General features: G+C 49.1%; 19 protein-coding genes. 14 read left to right on the plus strand and 5 right to left on the minus strand.

Annotation, left to right across the window (positions count from 1 at the left end; genetic code table 11):
* Positions 1–4 precede the first annotated feature (4 nt).
* The 9 genes from PRUB_RS07710 (at position 5) to PRUB_RS07750 (ending at position 8,983) form a co-directional block, all read left to right on the plus strand.
* Positions 5–1,084: a pilus assembly protein PilM gene (locus PRUB_RS07710; RefSeq protein ID WP_010386203.1), complete on the plus strand. Its 1,080-nt coding sequence runs from the start codon at positions 5–7 to the stop codon at positions 1,082–1,084.
* On the plus strand, positions 1,072–1,668 hold the full coding sequence (locus PRUB_RS07715) for a PilN domain-containing protein (protein WP_010386204.1): 597 nt from the start codon (positions 1,072–1,074) through the stop codon (positions 1,666–1,668). Before PRUB_RS07710 ends, PRUB_RS07715 begins: the two co-directional genes overlap by 13 nt.
* Before the next feature lie 3 nt (positions 1,669–1,671).
* Positions 1,672–2,277 carry a type IV pilus inner membrane component PilO gene (locus PRUB_RS07720; protein WP_010386206.1) on the plus strand — a complete coding sequence of 202 codons (606 nt, stop codon included), beginning with the start codon at positions 1,672–1,674 and terminating at the stop codon, positions 2,275–2,277.
* Positions 2,274–2,813, plus strand: coding sequence for a pilus assembly protein PilP (locus PRUB_RS07725; protein WP_010386207.1), 540 nt, complete (start codon positions 2,274–2,276; stop codon positions 2,811–2,813). The genes PRUB_RS07720 and PRUB_RS07725 overlap by 4 nt, the downstream gene beginning before the upstream one ends.
* 55 nt (positions 2,814–2,868) lie before the next feature.
* Positions 2,869–4,872, plus strand: coding sequence for a type IV pilus secretin PilQ (locus PRUB_RS07730; protein ID WP_422623984.1), 2,004 nt, complete (start codon positions 2,869–2,871; stop codon positions 4,870–4,872).
* Positions 4,873–5,023: 151 nt separating this feature from the next.
* A complete protein-coding gene (gene aroK / locus PRUB_RS07735; RefSeq protein WP_010386209.1) occupies positions 5,024–5,542 on the plus strand; it encodes a shikimate kinase AroK in 519 nt (172 codons plus the stop codon).
* 30 nt (positions 5,543–5,572) lie between these two features.
* The gene (gene aroB / locus PRUB_RS07740) at positions 5,573–6,643 is read left to right on the plus strand and encodes a 3-dehydroquinate synthase (protein WP_010386210.1); all 1,071 of its coding nucleotides are present in this window, start codon (positions 5,573–5,575) and stop codon (positions 6,641–6,643) included.
* Positions 6,643–8,115 (plus strand): SPOR domain-containing protein, encoded by a 1,473-nt coding sequence (locus tag PRUB_RS07745; RefSeq protein ID WP_010386211.1) that lies wholly within the window; start codon positions 6,643–6,645, stop codon positions 8,113–8,115. Before aroB ends, PRUB_RS07745 begins: the two co-directional genes overlap by 1 nt.
* 37 nt (positions 8,116–8,152) lie before the next feature.
* Entirely contained in the window at positions 8,153–8,983 is an 831-nt protein-coding gene (locus PRUB_RS07750; RefSeq protein WP_010386213.1) for a Dam family site-specific DNA-(adenine-N6)-methyltransferase, read from the plus strand.
* 21 nt (positions 8,984–9,004) lie between these two features.
* Here PRUB_RS07750 and PRUB_RS07755 read toward each other — a convergent pair whose 3' ends face one another.
* A complete protein-coding gene (locus PRUB_RS07755; RefSeq protein ID WP_010386214.1) occupies positions 9,005–9,190 on the minus strand; it encodes a DUF2970 domain-containing protein in 186 nt (61 codons plus the stop codon).
* A 110-nt stretch (positions 9,191–9,300) separates the two neighbouring features.
* On the minus strand, positions 9,301–9,600 hold the full coding sequence (locus tag PRUB_RS07760) for a hypothetical protein (RefSeq protein ID WP_010386215.1): 300 nt from the start codon (positions 9,598–9,600) through the stop codon (positions 9,301–9,303).
* 176 nt (positions 9,601–9,776) lie between these two features.
* On the opposite strand from PRUB_RS07760, the gene rpe reads away from it, so the two are divergent.
* From rpe to trpS, 3 genes are read left to right on the plus strand one after another with little or no spacing between them, the layout of a single operon-like run.
* On the plus strand, positions 9,777–10,466 hold the full coding sequence (gene rpe, locus PRUB_RS07765) for a ribulose-phosphate 3-epimerase (protein ID WP_010386216.1): 690 nt from the start codon (positions 9,777–9,779) through the stop codon (positions 10,464–10,466).
* Complete coding sequence (locus tag PRUB_RS07770) at positions 10,466–11,131, plus strand: HAD family hydrolase (RefSeq protein ID WP_010386217.1); 666 nt, start codon at positions 10,466–10,468, stop codon at positions 11,129–11,131. Before rpe ends, PRUB_RS07770 begins: the two co-directional genes overlap by 1 nt.
* A gap of 25 nt (positions 11,132–11,156) precedes the next feature.
* The gene (gene trpS, locus PRUB_RS07775) at positions 11,157–12,161 is read left to right on the plus strand and encodes a tryptophan--tRNA ligase (RefSeq protein WP_010386218.1); all 1,005 of its coding nucleotides are present in this window, start codon (positions 11,157–11,159) and stop codon (positions 12,159–12,161) included.
* 60 nt (positions 12,162–12,221) lie between these two features.
* On the opposite strand, the gene PRUB_RS07780 is transcribed toward trpS, so the two are convergent.
* On the minus strand, positions 12,222–12,875 hold the full coding sequence (locus tag PRUB_RS07780; protein ID WP_010386219.1) for an XRE family transcriptional regulator: 654 nt from the start codon (positions 12,873–12,875) through the stop codon (positions 12,222–12,224).
* A 237-nt stretch (positions 12,876–13,112) separates the two neighbouring features.
* On the opposite strand from PRUB_RS07780, the gene PRUB_RS07785 reads away from it, so the two are divergent.
* Positions 13,113–14,429, plus strand: a complete 1,317-nt coding sequence (locus PRUB_RS07785) for an InlB B-repeat-containing protein (protein WP_010386220.1) — start codon at positions 13,113–13,115, stop codon at positions 14,427–14,429.
* Here the strand turns inward: PRUB_RS07785 and PRUB_RS07790 are convergent.
* On the minus strand, positions 14,426–15,232 hold the full coding sequence (locus tag PRUB_RS07790) for an AraC family transcriptional regulator (protein ID WP_010386222.1): 807 nt from the start codon (positions 15,230–15,232) through the stop codon (positions 14,426–14,428). The two genes, PRUB_RS07785 and PRUB_RS07790, sit on opposite strands and share 4 nt — an antisense overlap.
* An 80-nt stretch (positions 15,233–15,312) precedes the next feature.
* On the opposite strand from PRUB_RS07790, the gene PRUB_RS07795 reads away from it, so the two are divergent.
* Positions 15,313–16,476: an MFS transporter gene (locus tag PRUB_RS07795; protein ID WP_010386224.1), complete on the plus strand. Its 1,164-nt coding sequence runs from the start codon at positions 15,313–15,315 to the stop codon at positions 16,474–16,476.
* Between the two features lie 40 nt (positions 16,477–16,516).
* Here the strand turns inward: PRUB_RS07795 and PRUB_RS07800 are convergent, their stop codons facing one another.
* Positions 16,517–18,574 carry a glycoside hydrolase family 97 protein gene (locus tag PRUB_RS07800; protein ID WP_010386226.1) on the minus strand — a complete coding sequence of 686 codons (2,058 nt, stop codon included), beginning with the start codon at positions 18,572–18,574 and terminating at the stop codon, positions 16,517–16,519.
* Between the last annotated feature and the right edge of the window lie 110 nt (positions 18,575–18,684).

Below are 18,684 nucleotides of genomic sequence, written 5' to 3' on the forward strand. Positions count from 1 at the left end.
CGGCATGTTGCGTCAATTCTTAAAAAAACAAGCTCCAATGATGGTCGGGGTAGACATAGGCTCACACTGTGTAAAGGCAGTTTTGTTGGCCGAATCTAGTGCTGGGTTCCGGGTTGAGGCGGTTGCCATTGAACCTTTACCTAAAGGCGCAATGAAAGAGCGTGCTATTCAGGATATTGAAGCGGTCGGTAAAGTCATCAGTAAAATACGCAAGCGCTTGCCAAAAACCAGTCACTTTGCTGCTGTAGCTGTCTCCGGCCAAACGGTCATCACCAAAATGATTTTTATGGATGTGTCGTTAAGCGATGCTGAATTAGAATCACAAATCGCGATTGAAGCCGATAGCCTGATCCCTTACCCACTCGATGAGGTCAGTCTGGATTTCGAAAAGCTAACGGTGAATGAGGCGGACCCTTCCAAGGTCAATGTGTTGTTGTCTGCGGCCAGAACGGAAAGTGTACAGGCGCGTGTTAGTGCACTGGAAGAAGCAGGCTTAAAAGCGAAAGTCGTGGATGTTGAAAGCTACGCTCTAGCCCGTTCTGCTGAAGTTTTGTACGGACAGCTGCCCTCTGATGCTTACGATAAAGTCGTCGGGATCATTGATATTGGTGCCGTGGTGACTTTGGTGAGTGTCGTACAGTCCGGTAAAACGCTATACACCCGGGACCAGGTTTTTGGTGGAGAGCAGTACACCAATAGCATTGTGGCATATTACAACAAGAGTTTTGATCAGGCCGAATTGGCAAAAACCACCGGTGATTTGCCGCCGAATTATACCTTTGAAGTACTCGCGCCATTTCAGACCTCGTTGTTACAGCAGGTGCGTCGTGCGCTACAAATGTTTATGACGACCAGTGGCCAGGAGCAGGTCGACTACATTGTTTTGACCGGTGGAACTGCACAAGTGGAAGGGCTCGACCGTTTGCTTGTGGATGAGCTGGGTGTGCATGCGATTGTGGCGGATCCGTTTGCGAATATGGAAATAGCGCCTAAAGTGGATCGAGGTGTACTGAATAATCACAGAGCGCAGTTTGCCATCGCAACGGGGTTGGCACTGAGGAGCTTTTCATCATGCCACATATAAATTTACTGCCCTGGCGTGAGCAGCAACGGCAGGCTTCTCAACAAAAATTCCTGACCATACTGGGGGTCATCGTCGCTGCCAGCTTGGCGCTGATGTACGGCATTGGTGCATTTTATGACACCCTTAAAGAAGGGCAGGAAATCAAGAATCTTTATCTGTCCAGTGAGATTAAAAAGCTGGATAAGCGGATTGGGGAAATCCGCGGGTTGAACCAACAAAAAGAAAACCTGCAGCGTCGGATCCGATTGATTGAAGAGTTGCAGAGCAACCGTAATTTGGGCACGCAGATCATTGATGAGGTGACTCGCGTGGTACCTGCGGGCGTCTATCTGACCAGCCTGGAGCGACAAAAGAACATGATCAAAGTGATTGGTCGCAGTGAATCAAACAATCGCTTGTCACAAATGCTGCGGGCAGTTGAGTCGTCTTATTTGTTGCGTGATCCGTTACTTCAGGGGATTGTCGCTGGTGAGCGCGAAGAGCGTTTACTGAGTAACTTTACGATGAATTTTTACGTTAAAACGTTCGCTCAAATGGAGAAAGAACGCGCCGAGTTAGCTCAGACAACGCAGGCGGAGAACTAGGCCATGAAACTTGATTTGAAGTCGCTGCAGGAGATCGACTGGAACGAAATTGAACTGGATAACATCGGCGAGTGGCCGATGCCAGTGAAGGCCATTTGTTGTGCTGTGGTGGTGTTGATCATGCTGGTCGTAGGCTACAGCATGCTGGTCTCTGCGTCGGTGGCAAGCTTTGAACGGGCGGTTAAAAAAGAAGAAGAGTTGCGCACCAGCTACCGAGTCAAATACGGTCGGGCAAATAACCTGGAGTTATATCGACAGCAAATGCAGGACATGGAAGCGCAGTTTTCTCAATTATTAAGAAAACTGCCAACCTCGAATGAAACCCCGGGATTGCTCGATGACTTAACGTATGTTGGCACGTCCAGTGGCCTGACGTTTCTAAAAATAGGCTGGCTGCCAGAGATTAAAAAAGAGTTTTATACGGAACTGCCAATTAATCTTGAAGTGGTGGGGACGTATCACGAGTTTGGTGAGTTTGTCAGCAAGGTGGCGCAGTTGCCGCGTATTGTGAGTTTGCATGATTTTCGTATCGAGGGTGCAGGCAATAATCAGTTGGTGTTTAGCGTGGTAGCAAAAACCTACCGCTACGAACAGGAGACTGAAGAATGAGGCGTCTGCTGGTTTTGTTTGCGATGATTGCACTGACAGGGTGTAACGATAACACCGCAGAACAAAAAGAGTTTATTGACCGGGTGCAGGCGAATGCCACCCCGAGCATAGACCCTATGCCCGAAATGGCGCGGTTTGAGCATTTCCCCTATAGTGCGGCTCAGCTACGTAGTCCTTTTGTTGCCCCACAACCGGAAGTCATTGAAAGTCGTCTGGTGCAGGTTAAAAACTGTCTTCACCCAGATCCGAATCGTCCCAGAGATCCGCTAGAAAAATACGCGCTGGACAACCTGATGATGAAAGGCACGATCACGCGTGGCGAGACGGTATGGGCGTTGATCAGAGCTGGCGAGCAAGGTTTGTTCAGAATAAAGAAAAATGAATACATGGGTTTGTATCACGGTAAAGTGGTGAGCGTACAAGCCGACCATCTGGAACTGATGGAGCTGATCCCGGACGGAACGGGGTGTTGGAAAGAGCGCCTGAGCAAAGTCGAAATGGTGGAAGCCGAGGACGTCGGTGCCAGTGAAGAATAAAAAAGGTGAAAATATGATTGCGCGCGACGGGATCAAACACGTTGTGAAAACTCTGATGGGTGGCATTTTAATGGGCACAGCGATGCTCGCCCAGGCAATGCCAATGCTGTACGATGTGCGTTATAACCCGGTGCCGACCGGAGAAACCGAGCTACAGCTTGTGTTTGACGAAAAGCTGGCGATTGAACCCAAAGTGCAGGTGTTGAATGAACCAGCACGCATTGAGTTGTTTTTCCCGGATGCAGAATTCGAAGAAAGCCTGGAACTGCTCAAAGTGAACCAAGCCGGGATCGAGCAGATCAAGAGCAGGATGGAGCAGGGTGGATTTGTGCTGAGTGTTGAAATGTCTGCGCTCAAACTCTACCGCACTGAGGTTAAGAACAACCTGGTTTATATCAAAGTCTCAGATCAACCAATTCCGGTTTCTAGCGAGGATGCACAACCTGATGCGCTGCACAGCGAGATGAATCGGATCCAGAATATTGACTTCCGTCGCACAGATAAAGGCGCCGCTCAGATCCTGGCCTTTCTGGACTCCAATCAGGCGGCGATTGATGTGCAGGAGCGAGGCGGACAGATTTACGCAGACTTTCATCATATTGCCATCCCAGACGAGTTATTATATGAGCTGGATGTTGTTGATTTTGGCACCATTGTGAGTACGGTTGAAACCTTCCGTGAAGAGGGAAAAAGCCGTTTGGTGATCAAACCTAATGGCGCTTTTAAGTTCAATTATCAGCAACTAGACAACATTTTTACCCTGACAGTAGAGAAAGACGACCAGGAATTTTCGTATGCGGATACGAAAAATTATCAGGGACAGCCGATCACATTGAACTTTCAGGACATCCCGATCCGTTCTGTGTTGCAGATAATCGCCGATACTAACAACTTTAACCTGGTCACCAGTGATTCGGTGACGGGCAACATTACCTTACGCCTGGATGGTGTCCCCTGGGATCAGGCGCTGGACGTGGTGTTACGGGTGAAAGGGCTTGATAAACGCATGGAAGGGGCTATTTTGATGGTGGCGCCGTCTGAAGAGCTGGCTGCCAGAGAAGCAAAAGAGTTGCAGGCAAAACGTCAGGTCGAAGAGCTGGAACCTTTATATAGTGAATACATTCAGCTTAATTACGCTAAAGCAGAAGAATTCGCTGATTTACTTAAAACGGATGAAAACTCCATCATCAGCCTGCGTGGCAGTGTCTCTGTGGATAAGCGGACCAATACTCTGCTGATTAAGGACACCTCGCGTAGCATTGAAAACGTCAGACGTATGGTCGAGACGCTGGATGTGCCAGTGAAGCAGGTCCGTATTGAATCGCGTATGGTGACGGTGTCAGATAATATCCAGGAAGACTTGGGGATCCGCTGGGGGTTCAGTGATCAGCAGGGAACCGATGCTATTTCTGGTACGCTGGAAGCAACCAATAAGTTATCGGGTGGCACCATCCCTGATTTGACTGAACGGTTAAATGTGAATTTGCCGGTACAAAACCCGGCGGGTAGTCTGGGCATGCACATTGCCAAGTTGTCAGACGGTACTTTGATTGACCTGGAGTTGTCTGCCTTAGAGCAAGAAAACAAAGGTGAGATCATCGCAACACCCAGCATTACGACTGCAAACCAGAAAACGGCGCGCATCGAGCAAGGTACCGAGATACCTTACGTGGAGTCGGCTTCCAGTGGTGCATCGACCGTTCAGTTTAAAAAAGCGGTGCTGAGTTTAGAGGTGACACCGCAAATTACGCCGGATAATAAAATTATTTTGGATCTGGTCATAACCCAGGACACACGGGGTGATACAGTACAAACAGCCAATGGCCCGGCTGTGGCGATAAATACACAAAGGATCCAGACTCAGGTCTTGGTCGAGAATGGTCAGACGGTGGTGTTAGGGGGCATTTATCAGCAGGAAATGACCAATGCGGTGAGCAAGGTGCCTGTACTGGGAGATGTACCCTACTTAGGTGTCCTATTTAGGAACACACGAGAAATCAATGAAAAGAGAGAGTTATTGATTTTTGTGACACCTAAGATCATGCATGATTCACTGTAGTCAGACTAAAATAACAATAATGGGCGTGAAAGTTGCCTTTTGACTTGAAATCACGCATTGATTGCTGAGATAATCCCCTCCTTAATTTTGGGGCCAGGTCGTTAGGCGGGGTTTTATTTCAAATTTTAGAGTTCGTTTGTACTAAAAAGATATGGCTGAGAAACGTAATATATTTCTGGTAGGCCCAATGGGGGCTGGTAAGAGCACGATTGGTCGTCACATTGCGGACCAATTACATCTGGAGTTCTTCGATTCAGATCAAGAAATCGAGCGCCGCACTGGTGCTGATATCTCCTGGGTGTTCGATATTGAAGGGGAAGAAGGGTTTCGTCGTCGCGAAGAGACCGTGATTTCTGATCTTACCGAAAAGCAAGGCATCGTATTGGCTACTGGCGGCGGCTCGGTCATCAGTAAAGAGGTACGTAACAAACTATCTGCTCGTGGTATTGTGGTTTATCTTGAAACCCCAATTGAGAAGCAAGTAGCACGTACCCAGCGCGATAAGCGTCGTCCTTTGCTACAAACAGAAGAAGATTCACGCGACGTATTAGTGCGTCTGGCAGATGAACGTGAACCACTCTATAAAGAAGTGGCGGATCACGTTGTACGCACAGATGAACAAAGCGCCAAAGTGGTTGCTAATCAAATCATTGAGAAGTTAGATTTCTAAACATGTAGGCTAGATAGGAGGTGACGGCACATGCTTGAATTAACAGTAGATTTAAACGAGCGTAGCTATCCTATCTATATTGGCCAAGATCTTCTTACCGATCAGGGGCGGTTATTGCAGCATATTGGCAATGCGCGCCCCGTCATCATCAGCAACGAGACTGTTGCGCCTTTGTATCTGGATACATTACTCACGCAGTTAGAGGGCAAAGCGCCGCTTCATTTTTGCATCCCTGATGGGGAGCAATACAAATCTCTGGAGTGGTTTGAGCGTATTAACGCATTTTTGCTTGAGCACAACTGTGGTCGGGATACCTGTCTGATTGCTTTAGGGGGTGGTGTTGTTGGTGATTTGACCGGCTTCGTTGCTGCTTGCTATCAGCGTGGTGTGCCATTTATTCAGATCCCGACAACCTTACTGTCTCAAGTAGATTCGTCGGTTGGTGGCAAAACAGCCGTCAATCATCCTTTAGGTAAAAATATGATAGGTGCTTTCTATCAGCCTAAAGCGGTGTTTATTGATACCAATACACTGAAGAGTTTGCCGCCACGCGAATTCGCGGCGGGCATGGCTGAAGTGATTAAGTACGGCCTGATTTACGACAAAGATTTTCTGACACTACTTGAAGACAATGGCAATGCCTTGCACGAGTTGGACACCGGCTTGTTAATGCAAGTGATCCATCGCTGCTGTGCCATCAAGGCCGAAATTGTCGCGCAAGATGAGAAAGAAGCAGGATTGCGTGCGCTGTTGAATCTGGGGCATACATTTGGCCATGCCATTGAAGCGCAGATGGGTTATGGCGTATGGCTTCACGGTGAAGCGGTCGCTGCGGGTATGATGTTAGCGGCCCGTCTGGCACAACTTAGAGGCGCGTTGACAGAGCATGAAGTCGCACGTATCGCGGCATTGCTAGAAATGTATCAACTGCCAGTTGCACCGCCCACATCGATGACAACGGCACAGTTTATCTCTCACATGCGTAAAGATAAGAAAAATAAACAAGGTAAGATCCGCTTTATCGTACCTATCAGTCTGGGCGAGTGCCAGCTGGTTGATGACGTATCTGATGACACCTTAGGCCAGCTAATAGGGCACTGATGCAGTCGCAAATCTTACCGAGTCGTGCCGCTCTGGTCGACCGGATTGCAATGCAGTTTGAGTATGGACAAAACCTGATCTGCCTGGTTGGCAACTCAGGGCTAGGCAAAAGTTACCTGGCTGAGTCTTTCATCACAGACAAGTACCCTGACTTTAGCAAAGCCTTTGTTAAGTTGGGCGCACACACTAAAGACACAGAGCTGGTTCAGCAGCTGTTAGAAAATAGCTTTCGTGCACCGCTGGTCGATCATAAGCTGTCCTTAAGTGAGAATTTCTTCGTTCTGTATAATGAGCAACCTTGTGGTCCGTGCCTCTGGGTCATTGATGGTGCACGTCACCTGAGTGATGAACTGATCCAGGAGCTTCAGCTGCTGGCTAAAAAGGCCCCGGACACTTTATATATCCTGGTAACAGGACAGGCCCCTAAGATATTACCTGAAGCGCTGGATATTCATCTGGAGCCCCTGTCATTAATGGAAAGTCGCCGTCTGATGGCGATGTTTTTTACAGAGCTGCCACCTTCAGAAGACCCGATATTTAGTACTTTTTTGAGTGAAGCGGGCGGTAACCCCAGCATTTTGCTTGAATGGCAGCAAAACCAGCATCAATTGACACTGAAATCCAAACAAACGATGAGTAGCCGGCAATGGAAAGGCTTTTTGGGTGCCTTTGTTGTGATTACGGCCTTGTTCCTGGTTGCGCTGTTTTATCAAAAAGATTTGGCCGATTTATTACGTCTGCAACAGGATGTTGGTGTAACCTCGGTTGAGGTATTGCCTGAACCGACTGTGTTGACAGCGCAAGAGGCGCTCTCGGATGAAACCGCGCAGCCTGTCGCTGAGACATTGGCAGAACAATCACAGAGCAGCGACATTCAGGTTCCATTGCAGCATGATGTGCAATCTATACTCGGCGCGTTAACCTTGGGCCAGATTGCTGTGAACGAGCGTCAAATCGAAGCCAGTGAAGAAGATGCTGAACACATTGACGAGTCTGACAGAGATGTACAAGGTGAACCCAATGCGTCGGCAGCGGTCGCACAAGTGCTGACGCAACCAGATATTCAGAGCGGCGATGCTGAGCAAACAGACATGAATGAACAGGTTGAAACACCACAGCCCAACATCATAGCGGAACCTCAGGTGCAACCGGATCCGGTTTCAGGCTTATCAGACAATGCCTGGTTTTTAGCACAAGACAGTAATGCCTGGACTATTCAACTGCTGGCTGTGACTGATGAGTCCGTGGCACGGCGATATATCGAGCAACATAAGTTGTCGCAGATCCGAACCGCTCAGGTTATGCGCGCAGGCAAGGCGTGGTGGTTTGTTACCCTGGCGCCATTTGCAACCTTAGATGACGCGAAACAGGCCCGGACTGAATTACCTGAAGCCGTATTAGCGGGGCAGCCATTTTTTAAACGTATCGTGCAAATTAAGCAACAAATCCAACAGTCACAAACGCAAAAATAGTGTAGAATCGCGCTACTTTGGGGTAACTAGTCAGATCATGCAAAAAAAGACCAGAGCTTTCTTAAAATGGGCAGGTGGAAAATATGCCTTGGTGGAAGAAATTACCAAGCGCTTGCAAGCCGCAAATGAAGAGGCCGAAACTCTGGTGGAGCCCTTTGTTGGGGCTGGTTCTGTCTTTCTCAATAGTCATTTTAAGCACTATATACTCAATGACATTAATGCGGACCTGATTAACCTGTACAAAGAGCTGCAACGCACTCCGGACGAGTTTATTAGTGATGCCAGAAAGTTGTTTGTTGATCTGAATAATCATCCCGATGCTTATTATGCTTACCGTCAGCAGTTTAATGAAAGCGTTGATGTTTATGAGCGGGCGATTCTGTTTTTGTACATGAACCGGCATGGCTACAATGGGCTTTGTCGCTATAACCTGAAGGGCATTTTTAACGTGCCCTTTGGTAAGTACAAGCGTCCTTACTTTCCGGAAAATGAGCTGTACTTTTTTTCAGAAAAAGCACAACAGGCAACCTTTACCTGTTTGAGTTATGAGCAGGTCTTTAGGCGTATTCCTAAAAAGGCTGTTGTGTATTGTGATCCGCCCTATGTGCCGTTGAGTAAAACCGCCTCATTCACAGCTTATGCCAAAGGGGGTTTTAACTTTGACGATCAGGCGCAGCTTGCTAACCTGGCAGAAAAGGCCGCTTTTGAACAGCAAACCCCCGTCCTGATATCCAACCATGATACGGTGCTCACGCGCAAGATCTACAGCCAGGCTCACCTGGATGTGATCCAGGTAAAAAGAACCATTAGTCCTAAAGGCTCAGGCCGTAACCGGGTTGATGAGCTGATGGCCTTATATCACGAATAATCGCATGGAATGGCTGGCATGTTACAATACAATGGCATTAACAAACCAGGCTAAGGCGATAACCAGTGCGATAACAAAACACACGGCCAACAAGGCAAAAGGCCAAAAGTGTTTTTGGCTGAAATCGACACGATATTTAGCGTGGCTTTGCACACCAAACATCGCAGCAAGTACACTTTGAATAAGTATAAAGAATCGTTCTGTCACGGCATCCTGGCTCCTATGTGCAACGAGATACCTAACAGTATAGTGTATGAATACCAACTCGCCTTAAAGACTTGCCCGATGAAAGGCGTCATTAAGCGTGTTGGTATCAATTAGAATTGCGAAAATTGACTCGACGTTTGCTCGTCACCCGAGCCAAGTAGTAGTTCCAGTAGATCAAGGTAGTGAAACTGCGCATTACTACTGCCGCCAGTTAACCAGGCATACCAACTAGTGTGTGACTCCAGCTTACATAAATTTGAGGGTGCGTTGTGGCTCACCTGAGTAGTAGAGCACTGACACATCTCATTTTTTGCGACTAAGTCATCGTCACCGCTGAATGAGACCACGCCAGCAGACAAGACTAAAGCAGCTGTAAGCAAAAGCGTCCGTGTTTTAAGCCGACTTAACATAACCATATCCCCAGTGAATAGTTATCTATAAATAGTACACTATGTATGTTTATTAAACAATCGCTTTGTCCTGCAAAAATGGCAGCTGCTCGCAAATTGTCAGTGTCCAACAATCAGGTGTTTTTAGCGTTCAGATGAGTTACAGTAGCCGCTGACATTTTGTTTCAGGGGGTAGTATGTCGCAGAACAATAATAATTCTGAGTTCTTAATTGCACCATCTATTTTGTCTGCCGATTTTGCAAGGTTGGGTGAAGACGTTGCCAGGGTGTTAGATGCTGGCGCAGATGTCGTGCACTTCGATGTGATGGATAATCATTATGTCCCGAATCTGACGTTTGGCCCGATGATCTGTGAGGCACTGCGCAATTATGGCATTACCGCCCCAATTGATGTGCACCTGATGATCAAACCCGTGGATAGTCTGATCCCGGAGTTTGCAAAAGCGGGTGCAGATATCATTACTTTCCATCCTGAAGCCAGTGAACATATAGATCGCAGTCTGGGTTTGATTAAGGAATACGGCTGTGAGGCTGGATTGGTACTTAATCCGGCAACGCCATTACATTATCTGGATTATGTAATGGATAAAGTGGATCAAATCTTACTTATGTCTGTCAATCCCGGCTTTGGCGGTCAGAGCTTTATCCCGCAGACGCTGGATAAGTTGCGCCAGGTACGCGAGCGCATAGATGCCAGTGGTCGTAAAATCCGCCTGGAGGTGGACGGTGGCATTAAAGTCGACAATATAGCTGAAGTAGCTGCTGCGGGGGCCGATATGTTTGTCGCAGGCTCGGCGATTTTCAATCAACCAGACTACCGGACGGTCATTGATGCGATGCGTTCTGAGCTCGCTAAGGTGGGCTAATGCGCTACCAGGGTATTTTATTTGATCTCGATGGCACGCTGGTCGACAGTGCGCATGACTTGTATATGGCGCTCAATTTGACGTTAACTGAAGTGGCTTTTCCTGTGGTGAGTCGCGCTCAGGTACTGACCTGGGTCGGCAACGGCATCGATGTACTAGTGCAGCGTGGTTTAAGCGGCAGTCATGATGTTAACGCTGAGCTACCGCCGCGTGTGGTCGCTGAGGCGCAGACCCGTTTTGCCGGACATTATAGAGCGCTGGTCGGGCAATACTCTTTGCTTTACGCCAATGTTGAAACGGTACTGGCCGCATTCAGTCACGTGCCCAAGGCCGTCGTAACCAACAAGAGCCGTGAGTTTACAGTACAGCTCCTCGATAACCTCAACCTCAGCCAGCATTTTGATGTTGTGGTGTGTGGTGATGACGGTCAGAAAAAGCCGGCTGCGGAGCCGCTTTTGTCAGCCTGTCAGCAACTTAATATCGAGCCACACACGGCCATCATGGTCGGCGATTCAAAAAGCGATATTTTGGCCGCTCAGGCTGCTGAAATACCTGTGATTGCACTCAAATATGGGTACAATCAAGGACTGGATCTGGCCCAGTTTAATCCACAGTACCTCTGTGAGGGCTTCTTGGATATAATCCCCATTTTAAATCAACCTTAAATCAAACTAGGAGTAAGGGAACACAATGACTAAACCAGTAGTGTTAAGTGGCATTCAGCCAACCGGTGGTATGACAATAGGCAATTATGTGGGTGCCATTAACCAGTGGCTTAAGCTACAGGAAGATCATGATTGTTTCTTTATGCTGGTTGATTTGCACGCCATCACCATTCGTCAGGAGCCAAATGTCCTGCGTGATCGCGTTTTAGATGGGGTTGCTTTGTATGCCGCGTGTGGCATTGACCCAGAAAAGTCAGCGTTGTTTGTGCAATCACAGGTACCAGAGCATGCGCAGTTAAGCTGGGTACTGAACTGCTATGCACAAATGGGCGAACTTAACCGCATGACCCAGTTTAAAGACAAGTCAGCGAAAAACACCAACAATGTGAACGTCGGTTTGTTTGCGTATCCGGTATTGCAAGCAGCAGATATTCTGCTTTATCAAGCTGATCAGGTCCCGGTGGGTGAAGATCAGAAGCAGCACCTTGAGCTGACTCGTGATATCGCGACACGTTTTAACAATCTGTATGGTGATGTGTTCAAAGTACCTGAGCCGTATATCCCTGAGTTGGGTGCCCGGGTGATGAGCTTGCAGGATCCATTGAAGAAAATGTCTAAGTCGGACGATAATCCAAATGCCTATATTATGCTGCTGGATGAGCCGAAAAAGATTGAGAAGAAATTGAAAAAAGCGGTGACGGATTCAGACGAACAAGCGCGTATTTACTTTGACCGGGATGAGAAGCCAGGCGTATCTAACCTGCTGACACTATTGTCAGTGGCGACCAAGCGTGATGTGGCCGATCTGGTACCTGAGTATGAAGATAAAATGTATGGTCATCTGAAAAAAGACACTGCGGATGCCGTGGTGGCTATGCTGGAGCCTATACAGGCGCGTTTCAAAGAGATCCGTGAAGATCAGGCGTTGCTGGATCAGATCATGCGCTCTGGTGCAGAAAAAGCAGGTGCTCGTGCAGAGAAAACACTAAAAGCGGCATACGATGCGCTGGGCTTTATCCCGCGTCCGTAATCAGTCAGGTCGCAACGACAAAAAAGCCAGCTTATACGCTGGCTTTTTGCTGCATGGAGGTCACATACTGCGACCGCACCAGACAATTCTACCCGCAATACCATGCTGTTGGGCATTTTCGGCGTGGATTTGCCAGGCCGGGTAGTCCGGATTGTCACTCACTACACTGATATGATCCCGTTGTTGTTGCAGACGTTTGGCCATCAGACCATCTTCGGTCTGCAGTACATAAACGCCGCGCTTATTCGCGTCACGCTGACTCAAATCAACCAGTACCATGTCGCCATGCTGCAAGGTTGGCAGCATACTGTCGCCCCGGATAGTGACAAACGCCAGCTGCTCACCGTGCACGCCCAGTTGCGTGCTGAGCCAGCGCTTATTCAGGGCAAACTGCTCTGTGATGTCTTCACTGCCATTTATGCTACCAAAACCCGCGCTGGCCTCGACATCCAGTTTGGGCACCATCAGCATTTCCTGACTGCCCGTCATCGACGCGTGCTCTGCGGGTTGTTCACCGGTAAGCAGCCAATTTAGATCAATGCTGAACAGGCTGTATAAATGTTCCAAATAGGCAACGGATGGTCGGCTCAGGCCACGACAAATACGATAAATGTGTGACGGCGACTTGCCGGTGAGGATCGCAAACTGACGTTTGTTACCGGCGCTAAACTGGTCGATCAAAGTAATAAATCGGCGTGAAAATGCTGTGCTCATGACACCCCATACAGGTTACAACAAAGGAAAGGCCTCAGAGTACTTGCCAATTGCGATGCTGTACAGTCGTTGACACCTGATTGCTCAATGTCTGCTCATCCTGGCAGGCAGGAGTAACAAATTGCGACATTTTTAACCAGCTACATAACAGTTTGCGGGTCGCATGTTCCTATAATAATTTATTGCAGTCGACTTGATTGCGACAGCATATCACTCAGGAAAAGAGGAGAAGGAGCGATGAATTATGTGATTAAAAGGGCCTTAGTGCTGGGGATAGCACTGAGTCAATTAACCGCTTGCTCTGGTGGTAGCGGTGATAGTTCAGCACCGAAGGATACACCAGACTTGTTGACCATTTCAGCATATAGCGAAGGGGGTGGAGTGTTGGAGCCGGCAAGCCTTCAGGTTGGCAAGGGCAAAACTGCGGAGTTTGTTGCGAAACCACGGGCGGGTTATGAGCTGGTGGCGCTGAGCGGTTGCGGAGGTAAACGCACGGGGGTTGCTTATCGGGTAGAGCGGGTCGAGCAAAGTTGTCAAATACAGGCACGTTTTTCACCTATCCATTATCGTGTGGATGCGACCGTTAGTCAGGGTGGAAATGTGAACATCAGCACCCAGCAAATTGCGCATGGCAGTGCTGCCGGGTTCGTCTTTACACCGAACAGCGATCATATTCTGGAACGTGTTGGAGGATGCAGTGGTACGCTCGAACAGTTCAATTATCACATTTCCGAAGTGACCGGACCTTGCACTGTGAACGCGTTATTTTTACCTTATCTTCCTGATCCTGAAGCGCTCACACGGATCCGTTTACCGGTCGTCGTACATGTACTGAATAATGGTCATTTTGAACTCAGTGATGCGCAGATCTTATCTCAGTTACGGGCCACGAATTTGCATTTTCGCGGCAAAAATAACGCCGAAATTGAGACTATCCCCGATACCTATTCCCCTTTTGTTGCAGACACTGGGATCCAGTTTTATCTGGCTGACAAAGATCCGGATGGCCAGCCTCATTCGGGGATCGTGCGGGTCGATGCCACAACGAGTGTCTTTGCGCTGGAGGGCTACCCCTTTGCCCGCAGCGATGCGGGCGGATCGGATGCCTGGCCGACAGACCGTTACATTAATATCTGGGTGGGCATGTCACGTACCCGGTTCAATGAACCGGTTTTGGGTGGCAGAGCACATGTCCCGGGCAGTGCGCCTGAGCCTTATATTGGGGTGTCGGTAGAGCAGGGGCTGTTTGGGACCATTGCACCTCGAGAGCCGAATTATGGTCAGGGCAAAACGCTGACGCATGAGCTGGGTCACTTTCTGGGCTTAATTGGCCATACAAATCCTCCATGGAATGAGCAAAATACCCATCGCCACCTGACCTGTGATGGGCTGGCGCAGACGGACTGCCTGAATGCCGAGCTGACGATGAACTTTATGAATACCAATGTCTATGACAACAGGCAGAAGATGTTTTCACTGAGTCAGCGTCAGTTGATGCGTGCCTGGCTGGAAACGGGACCACTACAGGCTTTGTATCTGAATAACCCGCCTTAACGCTTCAGATATTGTCCGGGTGTGGTGCCGAAGAACTTTTTAAATGCGCTGTTGAATGCCGAGCTGGACTCAAACCCCAGTTGCAAAGCGATGGCTTGCTGGGTTTCTCCTGCGGTGAGCATTTCAACCGCACGCAGTGCTCTGAGCTTCTGCTTCCATTGACTAAAGCTCATCGCAAAGCTCTTGTGAAACAGGCGATTAAGGGTTCTGGCTGATGCACCCACCTGCTCTCCCCATTGTTCAAGAGTAAGTGCGCAGCCCGGGTTAGAATACAGTTCACTGACAATTGGCAGCAGGCGCTGGTCATCGGCTTTGGGAATGAAAAATGCACTGGTAGGTGCCAGCTCTAATCTGTCAATGAACACCTGGATAAAGCGTTCGGTCTTATCATCGAGCAAATAATCCTCAGGCCAAGTGCAGATAGTCAGGATCATTTCTTTCAGTAAAGCATCGACCACCAGGGTTTTCGCCTGATCGCCCAGGATGGCGGCATACTTTTCATCAATATAGACACTACGAAAATGCCCGCCATAACGACAAAAAGTTTCATGCTCCACGTTGGGTGGGATCCACAAAGCCTGTTGCGGTGGAATTACGAAGGTGCCTTGCGGTGTGAAAATGGTCATTACTGAGTCGCTGATATAGGTGATCTGTCCCCAGTGATGGCTATGGGGCCGCACATGCTCATTGGCAGGCATCGTGGTGGGCCGGGGGAAGATGGGTCTGCCCAGTACTTTGCGTTTGAATCGGCTGGAAACACTGCGCCAGGATGCATCTGTCCGATTTGATAAACTTTGTGTCATGATCTTCCATATTAGCCAGCGTGAACAGCTCATATACTAACCGGGCCTATAACGGCAATCAATGTGCTTAAGGACTGTGAATGAAAAACCCGACCCGACTTTTTGTGCCTTCGCCGATGAGCTTTATGGTGCTGGCGACCATTGTCATGGCAATGACGTTTTCTGCCTGGAATGCGCTGCTCAATAACTTTGCGATTGAACAGGCCGCGTTTACTGGCGCGCATATAGGTATGTTGCAATCACTGCGTGAAGTGCCAGGCTTCCTGGCCTTTACAGCGGTGTTTGTGCTGCTGGTGCTGAAGGAGCAAACCTTTGCCTTGATCAGTTTATGCTTGTTATCAATAGGCGTGGCACTGACGGGGTTTTTCCCCAGTGTGTATGGTTTGTACGCCACGACGGTATTGATGTCCATCGGCTTCCACTATTTTGAAACACTGAATCAATCGCTGAGCTTACAGTGGTTCAGTAAGGAAGAGGCGCCCGAGCAATTGGGCCGTTTACTGTCGATAAAATCTATGGCCTCTTTGGTGACCTTCGGGCTTATCTGGGTGGCATTTACCTGGTTGGCGACCGATTATGTGTGGGTGTACTTGCTATTTGGCGGGGCCGGGCTGGCACTGACCTTGTTTATGGCACTGACGCACCCGCAATTCCTTCAGCAGGCCACGCAGCATAAAAAGCTGATTTTAAGGAAGCAGTATAGTCTGTATTACGTCCTGACCTTTTTCTCCGGCGCCCGTCGACAGATCTTTATGGTGTTTGCTGGTTTTTTGATGGTGGAAAAGTTCGGCTTTGATGTCGCCGAAATCACGGCGTTGTATATGCTCAACCACCTAGTGAATATTTTCGTAGCCCCGAAAATTGGCCAGATGATCAGCAAGATTGGCGAGCAAAAGGCCCTGACGCTGGAGTACTCAGGTTTGGTCTTAGTCTTTATTGGCTATGCGCTGGTCGAGTCTGCGCAATTAGCAGCGGTATTATATTTGGTGGATCATATCTTCTTTGCGATGGCCATTGCACTTAAAACCTACTTTCAGAAAATCGCCCAGCCGGAGGATATTGCAGCCACAGCTGGCGTGAGTTTTACCATTAATCACATTGCGGCGGTGGTGATACCGGCCAGCTTTGGTATGGTGTGGCTGTATGACCAATCGCTGGTATTCTATTTTGGTGCGGCCCTGGCTGGGTGCTCTTTGATACTCAGCCAGTTCATTACGCCGCACCTGAAAAAAGTGGCTGCCTGATAAAAAAGCCGCCCGGTGCGGGCGGCTTTTAATGTGTGCTTTAAAGTGCCTTAAAGCGGATCGCGGTGCCGCCACTGGTGGCGAGCTTCAGCGTTAAGGTATCCTGTGCCGTGACAATCTGCTTTTGAATGCTCAGATCATAGGGGTTGTATTTCCACTCCGCCTTAGGGCCATCCTGATAGATCTGGGCTTCGAAACGCTGGCCTGGCTCAAGGAAGTCGAGCTTTATGTTAATGCTTCTTGCCTGCTCGTCGGTGATGGCACCTAAATACCAGTCATTACCCGAGTACTTACCGCGTTTGCGTTCTTTACGGGCAAAGACCACATAGTCGCCCACTTCACCTGCCAATGCGATACTGTGTTCCCAATCCGCCGGGACGTCTTTAATAAACTGGAAGGCCTGTGGTTTTGCCAAATAGTTTTCCGGCAGGTCCGCTGCCATTTGCACTGGGCTATACAGCACCACATATAGGGCCAGCTGTTTGGCCAGGGTCGTTTGTGGACGGTTGGTTTTGTCGCCCAGGCCGTTAAAGCCCATATCGAAAATACCCGGTGTAAAGTCCATCGGGCCAGACAACATCCGGGTATAGGCCAGCATGGTGGTATGCTCTGGTGGGTTGGGTGGTGTGCCCCAGGCATTGAATTCCTGGCCGCGTGCGCCTTCCCGGGTGAGCCAGTTAGGGTAAGTGCGGCGTAATCCCGTATCCTTGATTGGTTCATGGGTATTGATGCTGATCTTATGCTTGGCCGCCAGTTTCACGTTGTCCAGGTATTCATTGACCATAAATTGACCGTCGTGCCATTCGAATCGGGCGTGACCGCGCTCATCAATGCGCTTGATATTGCCACCATCGGCAACATAGCCGGTTTTAACCTGACGGACACCGGCTTTTTCGTAAAGGGCAAAGGCATCAGCCATCTGGTCGCGATAATTGCTGACATTGCCTGAAGTTTCGTGGTGACCGATCAGGCGGGCACCCACGTGTTCGCCATGTTTAGCAATGGCATCCAAGTCGAAATCCGGGTAGGCTTCTGTAAAGCTGAATACATCACCATTGAAGAACCAGTCGCCATCCCAGCCGGTATTCCAGCCTTCTACCAGTACACCATCGAAGCCATGCTCTGCTGCGAAACTCAAGTATTCTTTAGTGCGTGCTGTGGTCGCACCGTGTTTTTCACCACTGCCCCAGGTGTTTTTTCCGATGTGCATGCCCCACCAAATGCCGAGGTATTTACCTGGCTCTACCCAGGACACATCGCCTAATTTATTGGGCTCATTCAGATTTAGAATGAGGCGAGAGTTCAGTAAATCAGTCGCCTGGGCGCCTACCTGAATGGTGCGCCAGGGGGTTTTGAACTGGCCATTGGTCTTTACGGCAATGCCGTCAGACCAGGGCGTCAGATCGCTGATAAAGGTACCCGGGCGACGTTGGTTCAGGGTCATAGCAGCATAGTCAACCAGTGCGGCTTCGTGAATACTGACGTGCACACCATCTTTGTTTTTTAATGTGAATGGGGTGTGGACATGGGCTGCATCATGGAGTGCTGTGGTGTTATAGGTATATTCATAGCGGTTCCAGCCGCGGGCTGGGATCCACCAGGCTTGTGCCTTGTCACTGTCAGCGACAGCAAATTCAGTCAGTTCTCTGGTGATATAGCGGGCAGAATCCTGAGCTACTTCATAGCGGAAGCCGACACCGTCATCAAATGCCCGTATTCTCAGGGTATATTGTGTCTGCTTTGACTGACTGTCAGCCAGGGTAACAACCAGTTCATTGTGATGGTCGTGTACTTCTCGTGCCTCACCCCAGGGTTGCTGCCAGCGCTCATCTACGCCGTTGCGCTGGGTTTTGCTGATGATCAGTCCGTCGCGCAGCGAGGGGGCGCGGGCAAAATCGAACCCCAACTTTGAGGGGGCAATCACGGCTTGGTTATTAAACATGACCTGGTAGCTGGGCTGGGTATTGTCATCGCTGACTTGAAAGGTGAGCTTGCCGTCTGGTGAGCTGACACTGTATGTCGCAGCCTGTGTTGCAGTGGTAAATAAACCGGCTAAGAGTGTGACAGCAACGCCTGTTGCACTGAAGACTAATCGCATAAACTATCTCGGTTGCAAATGTGAGTGAATGTTTAGCTTACTGTTATCTTCGTCCGGGCATGAACTGTCTGCATACGTATTCACTTTGAAAATGCGATGAATGGAAACTA

This window comes from Pseudoalteromonas rubra, assembly GCF_000238295.3.
GTDB lineage: Bacteria > Pseudomonadota > Gammaproteobacteria > Enterobacterales > Alteromonadaceae > Pseudoalteromonas > Pseudoalteromonas rubra.

Excerpts from the sequence above, each read along its gene's own strand:
- PRUB_RS07730 (WP_422623984.1), top strand. The coding sequence starts at position 2,869 with ATGGGTGGCATTTTAATGGGCACAGCGATGCTCGCCCAGGCAATGCCA.
- PRUB_RS07745 (WP_010386211.1), top strand. The coding sequence starts at position 6,643 with ATGCAGTCGCAAATCTTACCGAGTCGTGCCGCTCTGGTCGACCGGATT.
- PRUB_RS07785 (WP_010386220.1), top strand. The coding sequence starts at position 13,113 with ATGAATTATGTGATTAAAAGGGCCTTAGTGCTGGGGATAGCACTGAGT.
- PRUB_RS07725 (WP_010386207.1), top strand. The coding sequence starts at position 2,274 with ATGAGGCGTCTGCTGGTTTTGTTTGCGATGATTGCACTGACAGGGTGT.
- PRUB_RS07795 (WP_010386224.1), top strand. The coding sequence starts at position 15,313 with ATGAAAAACCCGACCCGACTTTTTGTGCCTTCGCCGATGAGCTTTATG.
- PRUB_RS07800 (WP_010386226.1), bottom strand. The coding sequence starts at position 18,574 with ATGCGATTAGTCTTCAGTGCAACAGGCGTTGCTGTCACACTCTTAGCC.
- aroK (WP_010386209.1), top strand. The coding sequence starts at position 5,024 with ATGGCTGAGAAACGTAATATATTTCTGGTAGGCCCAATGGGGGCTGGT.
- PRUB_RS07710 (WP_010386203.1), top strand. The coding sequence starts at position 5 with ATGTTGCGTCAATTCTTAAAAAAACAAGCTCCAATGATGGTCGGGGTA.
- PRUB_RS07770 (WP_010386217.1), top strand. The coding sequence starts at position 10,466 with ATGCGCTACCAGGGTATTTTATTTGATCTCGATGGCACGCTGGTCGAC.
- PRUB_RS07780 (WP_010386219.1), bottom strand. The coding sequence starts at position 12,875 with ATGAGCACAGCATTTTCACGCCGATTTATTACTTTGATCGACCAGTTT.
- trpS (WP_010386218.1), top strand. The coding sequence starts at position 11,157 with ATGACTAAACCAGTAGTGTTAAGTGGCATTCAGCCAACCGGTGGTATG.
- PRUB_RS07715 (WP_010386204.1), top strand. The coding sequence starts at position 1,072 with ATGCCACATATAAATTTACTGCCCTGGCGTGAGCAGCAACGGCAGGCT.
- aroB (WP_010386210.1), top strand. The coding sequence starts at position 5,573 with ATGCTTGAATTAACAGTAGATTTAAACGAGCGTAGCTATCCTATCTAT.
- PRUB_RS07790 (WP_010386222.1), bottom strand. The coding sequence starts at position 15,232 with ATGACACAAAGTTTATCAAATCGGACAGATGCATCCTGGCGCAGTGTT.
- PRUB_RS07750 (WP_010386213.1), top strand. The coding sequence starts at position 8,153 with ATGCAAAAAAAGACCAGAGCTTTCTTAAAATGGGCAGGTGGAAAATAT.
- PRUB_RS07760 (WP_010386215.1), bottom strand. The coding sequence starts at position 9,600 with ATGTTAAGTCGGCTTAAAACACGGACGCTTTTGCTTACAGCTGCTTTA.
- PRUB_RS07720 (WP_010386206.1), top strand. The coding sequence starts at position 1,672 with ATGAAACTTGATTTGAAGTCGCTGCAGGAGATCGACTGGAACGAAATT.
- rpe (WP_010386216.1), top strand. The coding sequence starts at position 9,777 with ATGTCGCAGAACAATAATAATTCTGAGTTCTTAATTGCACCATCTATT.